Below are 17,500 nucleotides of genomic sequence, written 5' to 3' on the forward strand. Positions count from 1 at the left end.
GATGTCTAGCCCAGGCGGGTGAAATCCGGACGGCTTACGCCGCCAGCGCCTTCACAAGGTTGTCAGCGACCTTGTCGAGGAAGCCGGTGGTCGAGAGCCAGCGCTGATCGGCGCCGACCAGCAGTGCGAGGTCCTTGGTCATGTAGCCTTGCTCGACGGTGTCGACGCAGACCTTCTCCAGCGTGGTCGCGAACTTCGCGAGCTCGGGATTGTTGTCGAGCTTGGCGCGGTGCGACAGGCCGCGGGTCCAGGCGAAGATCGACGCGATCGAGTTGGTCGAGGTCTCCTTGCCCTTCTGGTGCTCGCGGTAGTGACGGGTCACCGTGCCGTGGGCAGCTTCCGCTTCGACGGTCTTGCCGTCAGGGGTGAGCAGCACCGAGGTCATCAGGCCGAGCGAGCCGTAGCCCTGCGCGACGGTGTCGGACTGCACGTCGCCGTCGTAGTTCTTGCAGGCCCAGACATAGCCGCCGGACCATTTCAGCGCCGAGGCGACCATGTCGTCGATCAGCCGGTGTTCGTAGGTCAGGCCCTTGGCGTCGAACTCCTTCTTGAACTCCTTGTCGAAGATCTCCTGGAAGATGTCCTTGAAGCGGCCGTCATAGACCTTCAGAATCGTGTTCTTGGTCGACAGGTAGACCGGATAGCCGCGCAAGAGGCCGTAGTTGAAGGAGGCGCGGGCGAAGTCGATGATGGAGTCGTCGAGATTGTACATCTCCATGGCGACGCCGGCGCCGGGAGCCTTGAACACTTCCTTCTCGATCACGGTGCCGTCCTCGCCGACGAACTTCAGCGAGAGGGTGCCCTTGCCCGGGAACTTGATGTCGGTGGCGCGGTACTGGTCGCCATAGGCATGGCGGCCGATGATGATCGGCTTGGTCCAGCCGGGAACCAGGCGCGGCACGTTCTTGCAGATGATCGGCTCGCGGAAGATCACGCCGCCGAGGATGTTGCGGATGGTGCCGTTCGGCGACTTCCACATCTGCTTGAGGTTGAACTCCTTCACCCGCGCCTCGTCGGGGGTGATGGTGGCGCACTTCACGCCGACGCCGACCTTCTTGATCGCCTCGGCGGCGTCGATGGTCACCTGATCGTTGGTGTGGTCGCGGTACTCCATGCCCAGGTCGAAATACAGCAGCTCGACATCCAGGAAGGGGTTGATCAGCTTGTCCTTGATGTACTGCCAGATGATCCGGGTCATCTCGTCGCCATCGAGCTCGACGACGGGATTGGATACCTTGATTTTTGCCATGATCGGAGAAGCCTTCTTGGGAACTGGTGGAAATCTCCCGCGCTATAGCACCGCGCGGGGGCGGGCGAAAGCGGAGCGGTTATGCAGTTTCAGCCCATCTTTTCGCCGGGATCAGCCCCTCTAGAAGGCAGCCTGGGTGGCCGTGCCGGCCACGATGTACCAGGTTACGAACAGGCCTGAGATCAGGGCGCCGGGCAGGCTCGATCCGGTCCGTCGCCAGGTGAAGGTGGCGATCACGGCGACGATGGCGAGCAGCGGCACGAACTGGATCGCGACGATGGTCGAGAGCGGCACGAAACCGGGGTCGGGCAGCGGGTTGAACAGCTTTCCGGTCAGCCACAGCGTGCCGTATTGCAGGACCAGCAGCACGACGAAGCCCAACGTCAGCGCCAGGATGTTGGTCAGATAGAGTGCGAGCCGCGGCGCCTCCATGGTCGAGAAATTCCGGTGCAGCACGTGCAGCGCCACCACGAAAAACGCCGTGAATGGAATCAAATAGATCAGGAAGATCAGAACCTGCTTCGGGTTCATCAACTTCAGCGCGACGATCCAGAAGCGGAAGTCGATCTTGAAGGCGAGGTCGGCAAGCCAGAGCGCGGCATAGCCCACTGCGACCGAGGCGACCGCAATCACGAGTGACTGGCCAAGCAGACCGGCCCGGCCCTTGCGCTTCGGGGCCAAGCCCATCAGCGCCAGCGTGATCAGCCCGTTGATGATGGCCCAAACCAGGATCTGGTTGGTGATGCCCTGCGGCAGGAACGCTGACGGCGTCACGAAGCTGCCGCCCAAAGCGAAGGCCGGGTAGTAGGTCAGTGCCGGGATGAACGCGGACAGGATGAACGCGGCGGTCCAGCGCCTGCCGGTGGCGGCGTGATGGGGCGGCATGGTGCCGTCGGGGACAGCGGGAAGGCGCAGACGGGAGAACATCGGCGCCTCGAGCAGGCCATCGAAAGTGCCGATCAACAGCACGACAAAGCCGACGAACGCAATGAGCGTGCCGAGTTCTTTCCGGAACCAGATCTGGTCGTCGGCCGGCCGGGGCGTACCGCCTTGCAACGTCCTAGCGAACCAGTCGAGGCTGTATCCGATCGCTTCATGCGAGATGTGCTCGGCCGGGTGCGTCATCGCGGGGGTGTAGAGCACGCGGGCGGTGCCGGCCGCCGGGTCGCCATAGACCTTGCCCGGCTCGACCGGCCCCTGCGTGCCGAACATCGCCCACAGCTTCGGGCTCTTGGTGACATCGCGGGCAACATCGACGCCCCACATCAGGGTGGAGAATTCCTCATACTGGGCAAACACCAGCGCCGCATTGCGCGGCCAGTTCGGTGTGCCGTCGGCCGCGAATGGCTTGCCGGTGGAGGAGCCCTCCAGCACCATCGACTTGTAGCCGTCGGGCATCGCGGTGGCTGCGGCCAGGACTGTCCAGCCGCCCATCGAGTGACCCTCGAGGCCGATATTGGCCTTGTCCACCATCTCGAGGCTGCGCAGATAGGCGAGGCCGTCAGGGCCGCCGAAGCCGTTGGCGAAGGCGGGCGGGTCGCTGTAGCCGTGGCCGGTCTGGTCCAGTGCCAGCACGACATAGCCGCGGCGGGCGAATTCGATGGCGAAGCCGTCCTGCGTCTCGCGCGAATTGATGTAGCCGTGGACGGCGAGGATGCCGGGTGCCGGGGTCTGCGCAGTGGCATTGGCGGGGATGTAGAGCAGGGCGCTCATGGTGTTGCCCTTGGCGCCCTTGAACCTGACATCCTGGATCCGGATGCCGCCCGAGGTCTGGGTCAGATGGGCGATGAAACCGCCCACTGCGATCAAGACCAACCCCAGAAGCGCCAATTTCCATCGGCTCAGCATCACCATCCCCCCACTCAATTGTTGCTTCAGCTCAGGCCCTTTCGGCTTCGCTTTGGTTGTGCTTGATAGCCTTATCCGAAAGCAAAGCGCGCGCAAGCCGGGCGGTGAAACCGTCCCCAATTGAGGTGCGATTGCAGTTTCGCAAACGCCGCTAACCCTGTTATCTCCGCTCAAGAAATTGCGCCGCACGGAAGGCGGGCGGGTGGCCGCGGATGAAGCTTTGGATCAGCGTCTTCAGACGGAGGTTCGGGGTCTTTCCGAAGCGGAACGAGACGAAAGCTGAAGCAGAAAGTGGAATGAGATGTCCGGCACCGACAAGACCAAGGTTGGGCTCGCCCTCGACGGTCCCATCGTGATCCTGGTCGAGCCGCAGCTCGGCGAAAACATCGGCATGGCCGCACGCGCCATGGGCAACTTTGCCCTGAGCGCCTTGCGCATCGTCAACCCGCGCGACGGCTGGCCCAACATCGCGGCACAGCGCGCCGCCGCCGGCGCCGACCACATTCTGGAAAAGGTCGAACTGTTCGACACGGTCGAGCAGGCGGTCGCCGATCTCGATTTGCTGTTCGCCACCACCGCACGCCCCCACGACCAGGCCAAGCCTGTGGTCGGGCCGGAGGCCGCGGCCGCCGAGATCTCCGGGCATGTTGCGACTGGCGGAAAGGCCGGCATCCTGTTCGGCCGCGAGCGCTGGGGCCTGACCAACGAGGAGGTCGGGCTTTCCAACCGCATCATCACCTTCCCGGTCAATCCGGGCTTTGCCTCGCTCAACCTGGCCCAGGCGGTGCTGCTGGTCGGCTATGAATGGTTCAAGCGGGCGACGGCGGGCGCGCTTCCCCATGCCATGCCGGAACGTTCCGAGCGCGCCTCGCAGCACCAGATGCAGGCCTTCTTCGACAATCTCATCCGCGAGCTCGACCGGGTCGAATTCTTGCGCCCGGCGGAGAAGCGCGACACCATGCTCGTCAACCTGCGCAATATCTTCAGCCGGATGGAGCCGACCAAGCAGGACATGCACACGCTCCACGGGGTGGTGATGGCGATCGCCGAGGGACGCAAGGGCCCGGCCAAAGGCGGCGTGCTCGACGGCGAACAGGCGACGCGCCTGCGCGCGCTCTTGGCCGAGCACGGGCAGGGCGGCGGCGTGCCCGACAGCGGCTCAACGGTGCGTGGGCTGGCCCGCCTGCTCCGCCGCAACCCGACCGATGCCGAGCGCCTGCTGTGGCAGGTACTCACGCGCGACCGCCGCTTCGCAGGTCAGTTCAAGCGCCAGACCCCGGTCGGCCGCCACATCCCTGATTTCGTCTCATTCCCGCACCGGATCGCGATCGAACTGGTCAATCCGGGCGAGGGCGACACCATCGCGGCCGACCGCGCCTCGCGGCGGGCCTGGCTGGAAGCGCGGGATTACCGGGTGATCGATATTCGCGCCGTGGATGTGGAGCGCGCTCTCGAGGCGGAGCTGGTGCGGCTGCAGGGGATGATGGAGCAGACGACCTAGCCCAAGCGCATCGCGGTTTTCGCAACCATGGGCTGTGCAGAGGCTTGATTGGTTGCTATGACAGTGCCCGGAATCCGGTTGGGGACTGCATGTTTGGAGTGACGGGCCGTGCACTCATTGGCGCGGCAGCAGGCGGAAGCGCGTTGGCGATGACGATCGTGTTCGGCATATCAGGCGCTCGCGCCGAAATGCCTTTGAACGCCAAGTGCTACACGCCCGTCAGCATTGCGCTCGATGACCGCATCGCGGGCTGTACCGCCTTGATTCAGGCGGCAACTGCTATGCAGCAAAGCGTTATCATGACGCATTTTCGCCGCGCCATGCTTTACCGGCAAAAAGGTGAGCCCGGCCTTGCGATCGCGGATTACGATCGGATCATCGAGCACGATCCAGGCAATTTGGACGCCCGTCTTCAGCGAGCCTTTGCGCATAGCGAGAGGCGCGAAACCGACGCTGCGCTTGCGGACTACGACAAAGTCGTCGAGCTCGATCCCAAGTCCGTATACGCCCGTCTCGGGCGTGCCCGAATCTATCAATCAAAAGGAGATCTTGAGCGCGCCATCGCTGATCTCGATCAAGCCCTTCTGGTCCATCCCGACAATGTCATCGTCCATGTCGACCGAGGCCTCGCCTATCTCCGCAAGGGCGATTTGGATCGGGCCATGGCCGACTGTGACCGAGCAGCCGAGATCAGCCCGGAAACCGGTGGCGGCCAATTGTGCCGCGGCCGGGTTTACTTCGCCAAGGGCGACAGAGGGCGCGCATTGGCTACGCTCGATCAAACGATGCCGATCAAGCCAAGAAAGGAGTATTTCTACTACTTCCGAGCTGCGTCGTTTTCTCAACTGGGCGAATTCGAACGCGCTATCGCCGACTATGACCGGATCATCGAGCTGAACCCCGGAAGCCGATTTGTCTACGGCTGCCGCGGCGTCGCCTATGCTCAAAAGGGCGACTACGATCACGCCATTGCCGATTACGACCAGGCGATCCAGCTGGCCCATCGGGAGCAGGAAAACCGAGGCGATCGGCAGGCTCAGGTTCAAGGTCAGGACAGTGAGCCCATTTCCCCGTCCGTCGGTGGTGACTCATTGGCACTTGCTTCGGGGGACGGCCCTCTGCTCCGCGCTCGGGGAGCGGCCTACCAGGCGAAAGGCGACCTCGACCGTGCGATCGCAGACTACGATGAAGTGATCCGCCTTAGTCCCAAGGACAAGGATGCACTCGGGCTCCGTGCCAACGCGTACAAGGCCAAAAAGGACTTCGATCGCTCGCTTGCGGACTACGATCAGCTGGTGCAAATCGATCCCAAGGATGCCCGCGCCTATTTCCACCGCGGAAGACTCTATTGGCAGATTGCGTCATTCACAAAATCGCTGGCCGACTTCGATCAGGCGACGCAGCTCGATCCAAAGTTTGCCTATGCCATCCTATGGCGCGAAATCGTTGCAAAGCGCAGTGACCAACCGAGCCAGCTGAGCGAGGCTGCCAGGCAGCTCGACGCGACGAAATGGCCCGCGCCGATCGTCAATCTCTTTCTCGGTACGATGACGCCGGAGCAAGTGCTCGACGCTGCCGACGACGCCGACCCCAGGAAGAAAAAAGGGCAGGTCTGCGAGGCCAATTTCTATAGTGCCGAATTAGCTCTGCAGCGCGGCTCCAGGGACGGGGCGTTGAAGCTGTTCGAACAGGCTGCAGCCGATTGTCCGAAGACCTTTATCGAGAAGCCGGCTGCCGACGTTGAGCTTGCCGCGCTGCGAGCGAGCCGGTGAGTGCAATCAGGCAAGGTCTCACAGGGTGAGCAAGGCGACTTGTTCGAGATGGGGGCCGGCGTGAAGCCCTCTAAGCCTCATTTATTGGCACGTTTCGTGCCTCCCAAGGCGGCAAGGCCCACAATGCCTGCCCAAGGGGAGACCTGACATGAAACGCGACGACCTCACCGAGAAGCTGCTCGACATCAAGCGTGAGAAGGGCTGGAGCTGGAAACATGTCTGCGAAAAGATCGGCGGCTATTCCGAGGTGCTGATCGTTGGCGCGATCATGGGCCAGATGAAACTCACAAAACCACAAGCCGCCAACGCTGCCGAGCTGTTCGGCCTCACCAAGGCCGAGACTGCGATGCTCAACGAGGTGCCGATGCGCGGCACCGGCACGCCGATGCCGCCGACCGATCCGCTGATCTACCGCTTCTACGAGATGGTGATGGTGAATGGTCCGGCCTGGAAGGCGCTGATCGAGGAGGAATTCGGCGACGGCATCATGTCGGCGATCGACTTCGACATGGGCATCGAGCGCGTCGCCAACCCGAAGGGCGACCGCGTCAAGATCACGATGTCCGGCAAATTCCTGCCCTACAAATATTACGGCGCCAGCGGCAATGTGCCGGAGTACGGCTTCAAAGAGGGCGAATAGCGAAGTGCGGGTAGCGAATGGAATCTGCTTTCCATTCGCTACTCCCCATTCGCCTCAAAGGATCGCGCCGGGCGTGTACTTGGCCGCCTCGGGCTTCGCCTTCGCCAGCGCATCGACCTGCTCGGCGAAGTAGTCGACCTGAGCGCCGGCATCACCTGAATTGGCACGGCCGTGCTCGAGCACTTGGCTGAGTTCGGCTTCGCTGAGGCCGAGACGCTGATCGGCGGCGAGGCGCTTGAGCAGGTCGTTCTGCACGATCTTGCCGGTGCGCAGGTCGCGGATGGCCGCGACCGCGTGCTCCTTGATCGCCTCATGCGCGCCTTCGCGGCCAGCGCCCTTCTTCACCGCCTCCATCATGACGGTGGTGGTGAGCAGGAAGGGCAGATACCGATTCAGCTCGGTCGCGACGACGGCATCGAAGATTTCCATCTGGTCGAGCACCGAGAGTAACGTCTCGAGCAGACCGTCCATGGCAAGGAAGGCATCGGGCAGCATGACGCGGCGAACGACCGAGCAGGAGACGTCGCCTTCGTTCCACTGGTCGCCGGCAAGGCCCGCGGCCATCGCGAGATAGCCTTTCAACACGACATGCAGGCCGTTGATGCGTTCGCATGAGCGGCTGTTCATCTTGTGCGGCATCGCGGACGAGCCGACCTGGCCCTTGGCGAAACCTTCGCTGGCGAGCTCATGGCCTGCCATCAGGCGCAACGTCTTGGCGAAATTGCCGGGCCCGCTGGCGAGCTCCGTGAGCACGCTGACGGCGCGGAAGTCGAGACTGCGCGGATAGACCTGGCCGACCGCATCGAAGCTTTGGGGCAGGCCGAGGTGCTTGAGGATCTGCTTTTCGAGCGCGCGCGCCTTGCCGGCGTCGCCGTTGAACAACGTGATCTGGTCCAGCCTTGTGCCGACCGCGCCCTTCAGGCCGCGGGCCGGGTAGGTGTCGAGCACGCCAACCAGGCTCTGATGCGACACCAGCATCTCCTCGCCGAACATGGCGATGCGCTTGCCGAGCGTCGTGACCTGCGCAGCGACGTTGTGCGTGCGCGCCGTGAACGGCATGTCGCGCAATTGCTTGGCGTGTTTGGCGAAGCGAATGAGCGCGGCGATGCTCTTGGTTTCGATCAGCTGCAGACCGCGGTAGACCTGGAGCTGCTCCACGTTCTCGGTGAGGTCGCGGCTGGTCATGCCCTTGTGCAGGTGCTCGTGACCGGCGAGATCGCAGAACTCCTCGATTCGAGCCTTGACGTCGTGCCGGGTGATGCGCTCGCGCCGCATGATGGAGTCGAGGTCGACCTGGTCCTTCACGCGCTCGTAAGCTTCGATCACGCCATTGGGCACCGGAATACCGAGATCGCGCTGGCCTTTCAGCACGGCGATCCAATAGTCGCGTTCGAGGCGAACCTTGCCCTCGCCACTCCAGATGGCGCGCATCGCGGGCGAGGCGTAGCGTTGGGCGAGGACGTTAGAGATGTGATCGTGTGACATGCCGCCCATTTGGCATTGCCAGGAGCCGGCTGCAAGCCCGAGAGGGCGGGCGGCGCGTGGCCATCCGCCGCCCGCTGTGAAGCTTACTTCCCGGCCTTCACCTCCGCAGCCGCGACCGCCATCAGCTCGCTCATCTTGCTCCGAATCGCCTGCTCGGTGAGGGCCACATTCCCAGCAGCGAAATCGGCCGCGAGCTTGCGCAGGACGCCGCCGCTGCCGGCCTCATCGAAATCGGCCGCGACCACCTCCCTGGCGTAGGCGGCGGCGGCATCGCCCGTGATTCCGAGCTTTTCGGCCGCCCACAGCCCCAGCAGCCGGTTGCGGCGAGCCTCCGCCCTGAATTTCTGCTCCTCATCGAGGGCAAATTTCTTCTCAAAGCCTTCTTCGCGCTTGTCGAATTCGCTCATGCGTCTTCCGAGTCCTTCGGTCTCTGGCCGTGGTGGCCCTCGTTGCAAGGGCCCCCACGCATGCCTAGATAGAGGGCAGGATCGGCGAAACAACGAGCCGTAAAGCCGCAGGCAAGGCGGTATAAGTCAGCGTCGGAAGGGCCGGATCGATTGTGCTGGGACAGCCAATCGGATAGGTTGCCTGAAGGCTCGGTTCCCGTTCTGTTTCCTTTGGTTTTCTTTGGAAATTTGATGGGTTCCAGGCCGTTCACGGCAGCTCCGCTGTGGGTCGTAACCTGGTAACCGGAGCACACCAAATACATGGATTTCAACAAAACACGGTACATCCCAATGAGCCGTCGGCGTCGCATTTATGAAGGCAAGGCAAAGGTTCTTTACGAAGGTCCGGAGCCCGGTACCCTGATCCAGCACTTCAAGGACGACGCCACCGCGTTCAATGCGAAGAAGCATCAGGTGATCGAGGGCAAGGGTGTCCTCAACAATCGCATCTCGGAGTACCTGTTTCAGCACCTCAACGACATCGGGGTGCCGACCCATTTCATCCGCCGTCTCAACATGCGCGAGCAGTTGATTCGCGAGGTCGAGATCGTGCCGCTCGAAGTGGTGGTGCGGAACGTTGCCGCCGGCTCGCTGTCGCAGCGCCTTGGCATCGAGGAGGGCACGCAGCTGCCCCGTTCGATCATCGAGTTCTATTACAAGAACGACCAGCTCAACGACCCCATGGTGTCGGAAGAGCACATCACCGCCTTCGGCTGGGCCACGCCCCAGGAGATCGACGACATCATGGCGCTGGCCATCCGCGTCAACGATTTCCTCACCGGCCTTTTCCTCGGCATCGGCATCCGCCTCGTCGACTTCAAGATGGAGTGCGGCCGCCTGTTCGAGAACGAGATGATGCGCATCATCGTCGCTGACGAGATCTCGCCGGACAGCTGCCGTCTGTGGGATATCAAGTCGAACGAGAAGCTCGACAAGGATCGTTTCCGCCGTGACCTTGGAGGCCTGCTCGAGGCTTACACGGAAGTCGCAAAGCGCCTCGGCATCCTCATGGAGAACGAGCGACCGCAGGGCACGGGTCCCGTGCTGGTGAAGAGCTGAAGAGGATTTCGACGTGAAGGCACGTGTTACCGTTACCCTGAAGACGGGCATCCTCGATCCGCAGGGCAAGGCCATCGAAGGCGCGCTGAAATCGCTCGGCGTCGATGGCGTCGCCAGCGTGCGGCAGGGCAAGGTGTTCGACATCGAGCTCGCCGGCGCCGATAGGGCCAAGGCCGAAGCCGCGCTGAAGGATGCCGCGGACAAGCTGCTCGCCAACACCGTGATCGAGAACTATCGGGTCGAGCTGCTCTGATGAAAGCCGCCATCCTCGTCTTTCCCGGAATCAATCGCGAGCGCGACATGGCGCGGGCGTTGAAGCTGATCTCGGGCCACGAGCCCGCGATGGTGTGGCACGCCGAGACGTCGCTGCCTGCGGGCACCGACCTCGTGGTGGTGCCGGGCGGCTTCTCCTATGGCGATTATCTGCGCTGTGGCGCGATCGCGGCGCGGGCGCCTGTGATGGACGCGGTGCGCGACTATGCGGCCAAGGGCGGCCTCGTGCTCGGCGTCTGCAACGGTTTCCAGATTCTCTGCGAATCCGGCCTGCTGCCGGGCGTCTTGATGCGCAATGCGCGGCTGAAATTCATCTGCAAGGACGTGCATCTGCGCGTCGAGCGTTCCGATACGCCGTTCACCCGCGGCTACAATGCCGGTCAGGTGATCCGCGTGCCGGTGGCCCATGGCGAAGGCAATTACGAGGCGGATGAAGAGACCATCAAGCGCATCGAGGGCGAGGGGCGGGTGCTCTATCGCTACTGCTCTGCGGACGGGCTGGTTGATGAAAGCCACAACATCAACGGCGCGGCGCATTCGATCGCCGGCCTCGTCAACGACAAGGGCAACGTGCTCGGCATGATGCCGCATCCCGAGAACCACGTCGAAGACATCATGGGCTGCACCGACGGCCGCGGCCTGTTCGCCGGCCTCACCGCGCATCTGGAAAAGGCGGCGTGATCTCGCGTTGAAGCTATGCGGCGGCCTCAGGCCTTCCGCTTCACCCGCTTGATCGTGCCCGAAAACGTGAACAATTGCCGCGTGCCTGACATCATCTTGCCGCGCAGGAAGATCAGCGAACCGCCGGCGCGGCTGACTTCGCCGGTGCATTCGATCAGCTCGCCCTCCCGGGCCGCATCGAGGAATTCGCAGGCAAAATTGGTCGTCACGGCCCTGCTATCCAGGACATGGGTGGCGATCGCGAACAGGGAGTAGTCCGCGAACGCCATATAGCAGCCGCCATGGACGTTGCCGGAGCCGTTGAGGTGCTTTTTCTCGACCCGGAAGGCGCAGCGGACGCTGCCGTCGGGCTCGATCCGATGCCAGAAGGGGCCGACATGGGATTCAAAACTGTCGCGAATCCAGGTCCGCCAGCCCTCAAATTCCCCCTCGGTGGCGATGTGGAGGTCGGGACGGCGGGGCGGCGGGGCTTTGGTCAGTTCGTGCAAGGAAATAGGCCTTCAATTGCGGGTCTTTGGCCCTTAAATCCGATCCGTCAGCGCCTTGCAATTCCGGATCGCCGCCGACCCCGCTTGCAAAACGTGGGACAGCGGGAAAATGCGCCATAAAGGGCTTTTCGAGAGCCCCCGATGTTCCTAAGAACGGCCAAACGCCGCCGAAAGCCCAAAATCCATGAAGAACGAACCCAAGATCACCCCCGAACTGGTTGCCGCCCACGGGCTCAAGCCCGACGAATATGAGCGCATCCTGAAGCTGATCGGGCGGGAGCCGACCTTTACCGAGCTCGGCATCTTCTCGGCGATGTGGAACGAGCACTGCTCGTACAAATCCTCGCGCATCCATCTCAAGGGCCTGCCGACCAAGGCGCCCTGGGTGATCCAGGGACCGGGCGAGAACGCCGGCGTCATCGACATCGGCGACGGCCAGGCCGTGGTCTTCAAGATGGAGAGCCACAACCACCCGAGCTACATCGAGCCCTATCAGGGTGCGACGACAGGCGTTGGCGGCATCCTGCGCGACGTGTTCACCATGGGCGCGCGCCCGATCGCCTGCCTGAACGCGCTGAGCTTCGGTGCGCCCGAGCATGCCAGGACGCGCCATCTGGTCTCCGGCGTCGTCGCAGGTGTCGGCGGCTACGGCAATTCCTTCGGCGTGCCGACGGTCGGCGGCCAGGTGCGCTTCCACACCCGCTATGACGGCAACATCCTGGTCAACGCCATGGCGGTGGGCCTCGCCGATGCCGACAAGATCTTCTATGCGGCGGCCTCCGGCGTGAACATGCCGATCGTGTATCTCGGCTCCAAGACGGGCCGCGACGGCATCCACGGCGCCTCGATGGCGTCGGCCGAGTTCGACGACAAATCCGAGGAGAAGCGCCCCACCGTGCAGGTCGGCGATCCCTTCGCCGAAAAGCTGCTGTTAGAGGCCTGCCTCGAGATCATGGAGAAGGGTTGCGTCATCGCGATCCAGGACATGGGCGCGGCGGGTCTGACCTGCTCTGCAGTGGAAATGGGCGCCAAGGGCGACCTCGGCGTCGATCTCGATCTCGACGCGGTGCCGACGCGCGAGCCCGGCATGAGCGCCTATGAGATGATGCTCTCGGAGAGCCAGGAGCGCATGCTCATGGTGCTCAAACCCGAGAAGGAAAAGGAAGCCGAGGCGATCTTCAAGAAGTGGGGCCTCGACTTCGCCGTGGTCGGCTACACCACGCCGAGCAAGCGTTTCGTGGTCAAGCATGGCGGCGACGTCATGGCCGATCTGCCGATCAAGGAGCTCGGCGACGAAGCGCCGCTTTATGACCGTCCGCATGTCCCGTCTGCTGCGTTGCCGATCGTGCATGCGCGCGAGGTGCCGGCGCCGATGGCGCTCGGCGCTGCCCTGGAGAAGCTGATCGGAACGCCCGACATGTGCAGCAAGCGCTGGGTCTGGGAGCAGTACGACCACGTCATTCTCGGCAACACCATGCAGCGCCCCGGCGGCGACGCCGCCGTCGTGCGCGTGCAGGACGGGCCGAAGGGCCTGGCGCTGACCGTCGACGTCACGCCGCGTTATTGCGAGGCCGATCCGTTTGAAGGTGGCAAGCAGGCGGTCGCGGAAGCCTGGCGCAACATCACCGCGGTTGGCGGCAAGCCGCTCGCGATCACCGACAATCTCAACTTCGGCAATCCTGAGCGCCCTGAGATCATGGGCCAGTTCGTGGGCTGCCTGAAGGGCATCTCGGAAGCCTGCCGCACACTCGATTTCCCGGTCGTCTCGGGCAACGTCTCGCTCTACAACGAGACCAATGGCCGCGCGATCCTGCCGACACCGTCGATCGGCGGCGTCGGTCTGCTCGACGACTTCACCAAATCGGCGTCGCTCGCCTTCAAGGCGGAGGGCGAAGCGATCCTCCTGGTCGGCGAGACCCATGGCTGGCTCGGTCAGTCCGTCTACTTGCGCGACATCTGCGGTCGCGAGGAGGGCGCGCCGCCGCCGGTCGATCTCGCCGCCGAGAAGCGCAACGGCGATTGCGTGCGCGGCATGATCCATGCGGGCACCGCGACCGCGGTGCACGACCTCTCCGACGGCGGTCTCCTGATCGCACTCGCCGAAATGGCGATCGCGAGCGGCATCGGCGCAAAGCTGCTTGCGGCGCCGACCTCGCTCGTCTCGCAGGCCTATTGGTTCGGCGAGGACCAGGCGCGCTATCTCGTCACCGTGCCGGAAATCGAAGCCGGCCGCGTGCTCGCCAAGATGCGCGGCTGCGAGGTGCCCTGCGTGCGGATCGGCACCACCGGCGGCGATGCCATCGCGATTGCGGGCGAAACGCCGGTTACGATCGAGCGCCTGCGGACATCGCACGAGCGCTTTCTGCCGGAATATATGGGTGGGAAGGCGGCCTGAGCCGCCTTCACACTCACAGGACCTTCTTTGCCCCGGGGATCTGGCGCAAGGCCCGCGTCAGCGCCCAGCTGAACGCGACCGTCAGCACGAATCCAATCGTCGCCTTGATAATCGCCGGCAGCTCATAGTCGAACAGCCAGTATTGCAGCCAAAGCGCGATCGGGTAGTGCACCAGAAACATGCCAAAGGCGTCCGCCTGCATCGGATCGAGGAGCTTGGCCGAGCCCGATTGTCTGAACCTCTGGAAAAAGGCCAGGATCAGAAACATGATGGCCACGCTGAAGACGGCGAAGCAGAGCGCATAGAGCCCCTCATACCAGTTCGGCAGCGGTGACGGATTGCCCAGTATTTCGCGCTTGATGTAGATCAGCACCCAGAGCAGGCAGTACGGAACGATCGCCAAGACCATCCAATCCCAGCTGACCTTCGCCATCCGGCCGTCGGGCGCGAGCAACCCGCGATCCATATTCGCGACGCCGACGCCGGCCCCGAAAAAGAAGTAGCTCGCATAGAGCAGCACGCGGCCGTGCTGAACCGAGAACGGTCCGAACTCGAACCAGCTGCTTGGCCCGAAATACATCAGCCCGGGAACATAGAAGGCTGCAGTGACGGCAAGCATGACCGCGAAGAACGCTGCGGGCCGGCGCCGACCGTGCAGCGAAAGGCGATTGATGGGATCGAGCAGGTTGGGCGATAGTCGATGCAGGATGCAGGCGACTACATCGAAGGCGAGCAGAACCCAGAGAAACCAGATCGGTCCGCTGGGCCACGGGCCCTTCGTGACCATGTTCCACCAGTATTCCGAGAAGCCGATCTCGGGGTTGTGCCGGAGCGAGATGGCGTAATAGGCGAGCGGAATGATCGTGAATGCGCAGATCACGAACGGCAGGCCAAGCCGCAGCAGGCGATCCGCCAAATAGGTTCGTGCTCCCTTGCGGGCGATGCCTGACCACGCAAACAAGCCCGACAGGAAAAAGAACATCGCCATGAAGAAGCTGTCGGTGGCGAGCACGATCATGTCGAAGCCGAAGAAGAACTTCGGGTCGGTATGGCCGAAATAGGTGTAGGGAATCACGACGTGATGCAACAGCACCACCAGCGTCAGGAAGGTGCGGGCGCGGTCGAGCGACAAATTGCGCGCCTTGGCCTTCGGTTCGGCTTGCGCCTCGGCGCCGAGTACCGCGGTCTGTGACATCGTCATCATGGTCGCCCCGATTGCGCTTCCGTACCGGCCGGACTGTGCCGCCGGGAACCCGATTCAGCAAGCGTAGTTTGTGCCGGGACAACCTTCTGTCGTGACCCTAGGAACCCGTTCCGAGCGACGCGGTTACCGTTCCGAAACGGGTAAGAGGCCGCCGATGGCGGTGGCCAATGCTGCGGAGCGGGCGATGACGATCTTGAAATGGGCGCTGATTTTCCTGCTGATCTCGATCGTGGCCGGTGTGCTCGGCTTCACGGGCATCTCGGCGGCTTCGGCCGATGTCGCCCGTTTCCTGTTCTATGTCTTCGTTGTGATCTTCCTGGTGTTACTGATCCTCGGGCTCACGATCTTCAGGGCGTAGGGCGCAAGCAGCCATGAAGGTGGTTGGCCGGGACGGCGCCCGGCCATGATTGTGGCGCTGCAGCGCGAGCCTACCCCACTTCCTCGATCTTCACCTTGTCCGGGTAGAAGGCGAGATGGCCTGATATCTCCGTCATCGCGGGGAAGGGTGTCTCGTAGGTCCAGATCGCGTTGTCGAGCGTCTTGCCGTCGACCTTGATGCTGTAATAGCTGGCGTCGCCCTTGTAGGGGCAATGGGTGGTGCGGTCGGTACGCTCCAGCAGCGCCATGTTGGCATCCTCCCGCGGCAGATATTGCACCGCCGGATATCTGGCCTCCTTCAGCGTCAGCGCCTTGGCGCTCTCGGCAATCACGAGATCGCCCGCCGTGACGCGCACGCGACGGGGGTTTCGGGTGATCGTGATCGGGTGGTCGGGGCCTGGAAGCTTCATGATGTCACGCCTTTTCGATCGATCCGCCGCGCGCGGCACTTTGTCGTGGCTTTATCCTGACGGGATCAGGGATATAGTGCCGCAAGGCGTGACGTAGAAGGCCGTTCACGCTAAGTTTGGCGCTGCCGGCGAGGGGACCCCGGCAAGCGATTCGACGCCGAGGCTGTGAGCCGACGACACAGGAGCAAGACCCGAATGCCCATGGACGCCCACGATATCGAGGCGATGATCAAGGCAGCGATCCCCGATGCCGAGGTGACCATCCGTGACCTAGCCGGCGACGGCGACCATTATGCCGCGACAGTGATTTCGGAATCCTTCCGCGGCAAGTCCCGCGTCCAGCAGCACCAGATCGTCTACCGGTCCCTGCAGGGCCAGATGGGCGGCGTGCTGCATGCGCTGGCGCTGCAAACCGGCGTGCCAAGCCCTTGAACGGATTGCACCTGACCTGATCGCGCGACGGGGACGCTGATGGCTGCGGACAATCCGCGCGGCGCGATGTTTCGCGTGATCGTGCCGAACCAGCCCAGCCGCGTCACCAATGCCGAGCTGTTCTTCGACCTCGTCTTCGTCTTCGCCGTTACGCAAGTTTCGCACACCCTGCTGCACCAGTTCACGCCGCTCGGCGCGGTCGAGGTCACGCTGCTGTTCCTGGCCGTGTGGTGGGTGTGGGTCTACACCGCCTGGGTCACCAACTGGCTCAATCCCGAGCTGACGCCGGTCCGCATCCTGATCTTCCTGATGATGCTCGGCGGCCTTGTGCTGTCGACGACCATCCCGAGCGCGTTTGACGGTCGTGGCCTGTGGTTTGCGATCGCCTATGCGGTCATGCAGGTCGGACGCACCGCGTTCTGGCTGTTCGCAACGCCGCGCCATCGCACCGCCGTGCGGCACAACGCGCTCCGCATCCTGGTCTGGCTCTGCGGCTCCGCGGTGCTTTGGATCCTCGGCGGCTTGGCGCATGGAGAGGAGAGGCTGTGGTTCTGGATCGCGGCGCTCGCGATTGAATATGTCTCGCCCGCCGTGCGCTTCTGGGTGCCGAAGCTCGGCTTCTCCTCGGTCGGGGCCTGGGCCGTCGAGGGCGGCCACATGGCCGAGCGCTGCGCCGGCTTCATCATCATCGCGCTCGGTGAGGCCGTCGTCGTCAACGGCGCGACCTTTGCTGAACTCGACTGGACCGCGGAGAACATTCTGGCCTTCGTCGCCGCGCTGGTCGGCAGCATCGCGATGTGGTGGGTCTATTTCGACAAGGGCGCAGAGGCCGGCTCGGAGCGGATCTCGAAATCAGCCGAATCCGGCCGGCTGGCGCGGCTCGCCTACACCTATCTGCACATGCCGATCGTCGCCGGCATCATCCTGACCGCGGTCTCGGACGAATTGGTGCTGAAGCACCCCTCGGGTCATTCCGACGTCCGAACCATCGTCAGCACGATCGGTGGTCCCCTGGTGTTCCTGGTCGGTACCATCCTGTTCAAGCACTCGATCCGCGGCTTTCTCCAGCTGTCCCACGGCATCGGCATCATCCTGCTGCTGGCGCTGTGGTGGTTCGCCGCCGATCTCTCGCCGCTGTGGCTGACGGTGGCGACCAGCGTGATCATGATCGTCGTCGCGGTGTGGGAATCCGTGTCGCTCGGGTCGCAGCCGGACGAGGCTGAGAGGCATTAAGGCGCC

Annotated in this window: 17 protein-coding genes; 10 read left to right on the forward strand and 7 right to left on the reverse strand. The window is 63.4% G+C overall.

The features are described from left to right. Positions 1-34 precede the first annotated feature (34 nt). Positions 35-1,249, reverse strand: a complete 1,215-nt coding sequence (locus tag ACVWZ4_RS24760) for an NADP-dependent isocitrate dehydrogenase (protein WP_456704414.1) — start codon at positions 1,247-1,249, stop codon at positions 35-37. Positions 1,250-1,369: 120 nt separating this feature from the next. Then, complete coding sequence (locus tag ACVWZ4_RS24765) at positions 1,370-3,049, reverse strand: alpha/beta fold hydrolase (RefSeq protein ID WP_456739068.1); 1,680 nt, start codon at positions 3,047-3,049, stop codon at positions 1,370-1,372. A 349-nt stretch (positions 3,050-3,398) separates the two neighbouring features. On the opposite strand from ACVWZ4_RS24765, the gene ACVWZ4_RS24770 reads away from it, so the two are divergent. The 3 genes from ACVWZ4_RS24770 (at position 3,399) to cynS (ending at position 7,010) form a co-directional block, all read left to right on the forward strand. After that, positions 3,399-4,598, forward strand: a complete 1,200-nt coding sequence (locus ACVWZ4_RS24770) for a TrmJ/YjtD family RNA methyltransferase (protein WP_456735612.1) — start codon at positions 3,399-3,401, stop codon at positions 4,596-4,598. 149 nt (positions 4,599-4,747) lie between these two features. Then, the gene (locus tag ACVWZ4_RS24775) at positions 4,748-6,370 is read left to right on the forward strand and encodes a tetratricopeptide repeat protein (protein ID WP_456741405.1); all 1,623 of its coding nucleotides are present in this window, start codon (positions 4,748-4,750) and stop codon (positions 6,368-6,370) included. 148 nt (positions 6,371-6,518) lie between these two features. After that, a complete protein-coding gene (gene cynS, locus ACVWZ4_RS24780; RefSeq protein WP_456735610.1) occupies positions 6,519-7,010 on the forward strand; it encodes a cyanase in 492 nt (163 codons plus the stop codon). A gap of 54 nt (positions 7,011-7,064) precedes the next feature. Here cynS and purB read toward each other — a convergent pair whose 3' ends face one another. Then, positions 7,065-8,495 (reverse strand): adenylosuccinate lyase, encoded by a 1,431-nt coding sequence (purB, locus tag ACVWZ4_RS24785; protein WP_456735609.1) that lies wholly within the window; start codon positions 8,493-8,495, stop codon positions 7,065-7,067. Between the two features lie 83 nt (positions 8,496-8,578). After that, positions 8,579-8,902, reverse strand: a complete 324-nt coding sequence (locus ACVWZ4_RS24790) for a DUF1476 domain-containing protein (RefSeq protein WP_456735608.1) — start codon at positions 8,900-8,902, stop codon at positions 8,579-8,581. Between the two features lie 330 nt (positions 8,903-9,232). Between ACVWZ4_RS24790 and purC the strand changes: the two genes are divergently transcribed. From purC to purQ, 3 genes are read left to right on the forward strand one after another with little or no spacing between them, the layout of a single operon-like run. Next, positions 9,233-10,000 (forward strand): phosphoribosylaminoimidazolesuccinocarboxamide synthase, encoded by a 768-nt coding sequence (gene purC, locus ACVWZ4_RS24795; protein ID WP_172782948.1) that lies wholly within the window; start codon positions 9,233-9,235, stop codon positions 9,998-10,000. 13 nt (positions 10,001-10,013) lie between these two features. Beyond that, positions 10,014-10,253, forward strand: coding sequence for a phosphoribosylformylglycinamidine synthase subunit PurS (gene purS / locus ACVWZ4_RS24800; RefSeq protein ID WP_456704407.1), 240 nt, complete (start codon positions 10,014-10,016; stop codon positions 10,251-10,253). Beyond that, entirely contained in the window at positions 10,253-10,954 is a 702-nt protein-coding gene (gene purQ, locus ACVWZ4_RS24805) for a phosphoribosylformylglycinamidine synthase subunit PurQ (protein WP_092228040.1), read from the forward strand. The genes purS and purQ overlap by 1 nt, the downstream gene beginning before the upstream one ends. 26 nt (positions 10,955-10,980) lie before the next feature. Here the strand turns inward: purQ and ACVWZ4_RS24810 are convergent, their stop codons facing one another. Continuing rightward, positions 10,981-11,442, reverse strand: coding sequence for a PaaI family thioesterase (locus ACVWZ4_RS24810; protein ID WP_456735607.1), 462 nt, complete (start codon positions 11,440-11,442; stop codon positions 10,981-10,983). A gap of 184 nt (positions 11,443-11,626) precedes the next feature. Between ACVWZ4_RS24810 and purL the strand changes: the two genes are divergently transcribed. After that, on the forward strand, positions 11,627-13,837 hold the full coding sequence (purL, locus tag ACVWZ4_RS24815) for a phosphoribosylformylglycinamidine synthase subunit PurL (protein ID WP_456735606.1): 2,211 nt from the start codon (positions 11,627-11,629) through the stop codon (positions 13,835-13,837). A gap of 13 nt (positions 13,838-13,850) precedes the next feature. Here the strand turns inward: purL and ACVWZ4_RS24820 are convergent, their stop codons facing one another. Beyond that, positions 13,851-15,041: an acyltransferase family protein gene (locus tag ACVWZ4_RS24820; protein ID WP_456763702.1), complete on the reverse strand. Its 1,191-nt coding sequence runs from the start codon at positions 15,039-15,041 to the stop codon at positions 13,851-13,853. Positions 15,042-15,225: 184 nt separating this feature from the next. Between ACVWZ4_RS24820 and ACVWZ4_RS24825 the strand changes: the two genes are divergently transcribed. Next, positions 15,226-15,399 (forward strand): DUF1328 domain-containing protein, encoded by a 174-nt coding sequence (locus ACVWZ4_RS24825; RefSeq protein ID WP_092228199.1) that lies wholly within the window; start codon positions 15,226-15,228, stop codon positions 15,397-15,399. Between the two features lie 70 nt (positions 15,400-15,469). On the opposite strand, the gene ACVWZ4_RS24830 is transcribed toward ACVWZ4_RS24825, so the two are convergent. Continuing rightward, complete coding sequence (locus ACVWZ4_RS24830) at positions 15,470-15,829, reverse strand: DUF427 domain-containing protein (protein WP_456735604.1); 360 nt, start codon at positions 15,827-15,829, stop codon at positions 15,470-15,472. Positions 15,830-16,024: 195 nt separating this feature from the next. Between ACVWZ4_RS24830 and ACVWZ4_RS24835 the strand changes: the two genes are divergently transcribed. Both ACVWZ4_RS24835 and ACVWZ4_RS24840 read left to right on the forward strand, forming a co-directional pair. Next, positions 16,025-16,261, forward strand: coding sequence for a BolA family protein (locus ACVWZ4_RS24835; RefSeq protein WP_092228036.1), 237 nt, complete (start codon positions 16,025-16,027; stop codon positions 16,259-16,261). 39 nt (positions 16,262-16,300) lie between these two features. Then, positions 16,301-17,494: a low temperature requirement protein A gene (locus tag ACVWZ4_RS24840; RefSeq protein WP_456741407.1), complete on the forward strand. Its 1,194-nt coding sequence runs from the start codon at positions 16,301-16,303 to the stop codon at positions 17,492-17,494. The last annotated feature ends 6 nt before the right edge of the window (positions 17,495-17,500 follow it).

Source organism: Bradyrhizobium sp. USDA 4472, from assembly GCF_054058595.1.

What these genes read in the sequence shown, in the direction of transcription:
- ACVWZ4_RS24760 (WP_456704414.1), bottom strand. Translation starts at nt 1,249, where the DNA reads ATGGCAAAAATCAAGGTATCCAATCCCGTCGTCGAGCTCGATGGCGAC.
- ACVWZ4_RS24770 (WP_456735612.1), top strand. Translation starts at nt 3,399, where the DNA reads ATGTCCGGCACCGACAAGACCAAGGTTGGGCTCGCCCTCGACGGTCCC.
- ACVWZ4_RS24775 (WP_456741405.1), top strand. Translation starts at nt 4,748, where the DNA reads ATGACGATCGTGTTCGGCATATCAGGCGCTCGCGCCGAAATGCCTTTG.
- cynS (WP_456735610.1), top strand. Translation starts at nt 6,519, where the DNA reads ATGAAACGCGACGACCTCACCGAGAAGCTGCTCGACATCAAGCGTGAG.
- purB (WP_456735609.1), bottom strand. Translation starts at nt 8,495, where the DNA reads ATGTCACACGATCACATCTCTAACGTCCTCGCCCAACGCTACGCCTCG.
- ACVWZ4_RS24790 (WP_456735608.1), bottom strand. Translation starts at nt 8,902, where the DNA reads ATGAGCGAATTCGACAAGCGCGAAGAAGGCTTTGAGAAGAAATTTGCC.
- purC (WP_172782948.1), top strand. Translation starts at nt 9,233, where the DNA reads ATGAGCCGTCGGCGTCGCATTTATGAAGGCAAGGCAAAGGTTCTTTAC.
- purQ (WP_092228040.1), top strand. Translation starts at nt 10,253, where the DNA reads ATGAAAGCCGCCATCCTCGTCTTTCCCGGAATCAATCGCGAGCGCGAC.
- purL (WP_456735606.1), top strand. Translation starts at nt 11,627, where the DNA reads ATGAAGAACGAACCCAAGATCACCCCCGAACTGGTTGCCGCCCACGGG.
- ACVWZ4_RS24820 (WP_456763702.1), bottom strand. Translation starts at nt 15,041, where the DNA reads ATGATGACGATGTCACAGACCGCGGTACTCGGCGCCGAGGCGCAAGCC.
- ACVWZ4_RS24825 (WP_092228199.1), top strand. Translation starts at nt 15,226, where the DNA reads ATGACGATCTTGAAATGGGCGCTGATTTTCCTGCTGATCTCGATCGTG.
- ACVWZ4_RS24830 (WP_456735604.1), bottom strand. Translation starts at nt 15,829, where the DNA reads ATGAAGCTTCCAGGCCCCGACCACCCGATCACGATCACCCGAAACCCC.
- ACVWZ4_RS24835 (WP_092228036.1), top strand. Translation starts at nt 16,025, where the DNA reads ATGCCCATGGACGCCCACGATATCGAGGCGATGATCAAGGCAGCGATC.
- ACVWZ4_RS24840 (WP_456741407.1), top strand. Translation starts at nt 16,301, where the DNA reads ATGGCTGCGGACAATCCGCGCGGCGCGATGTTTCGCGTGATCGTGCCG.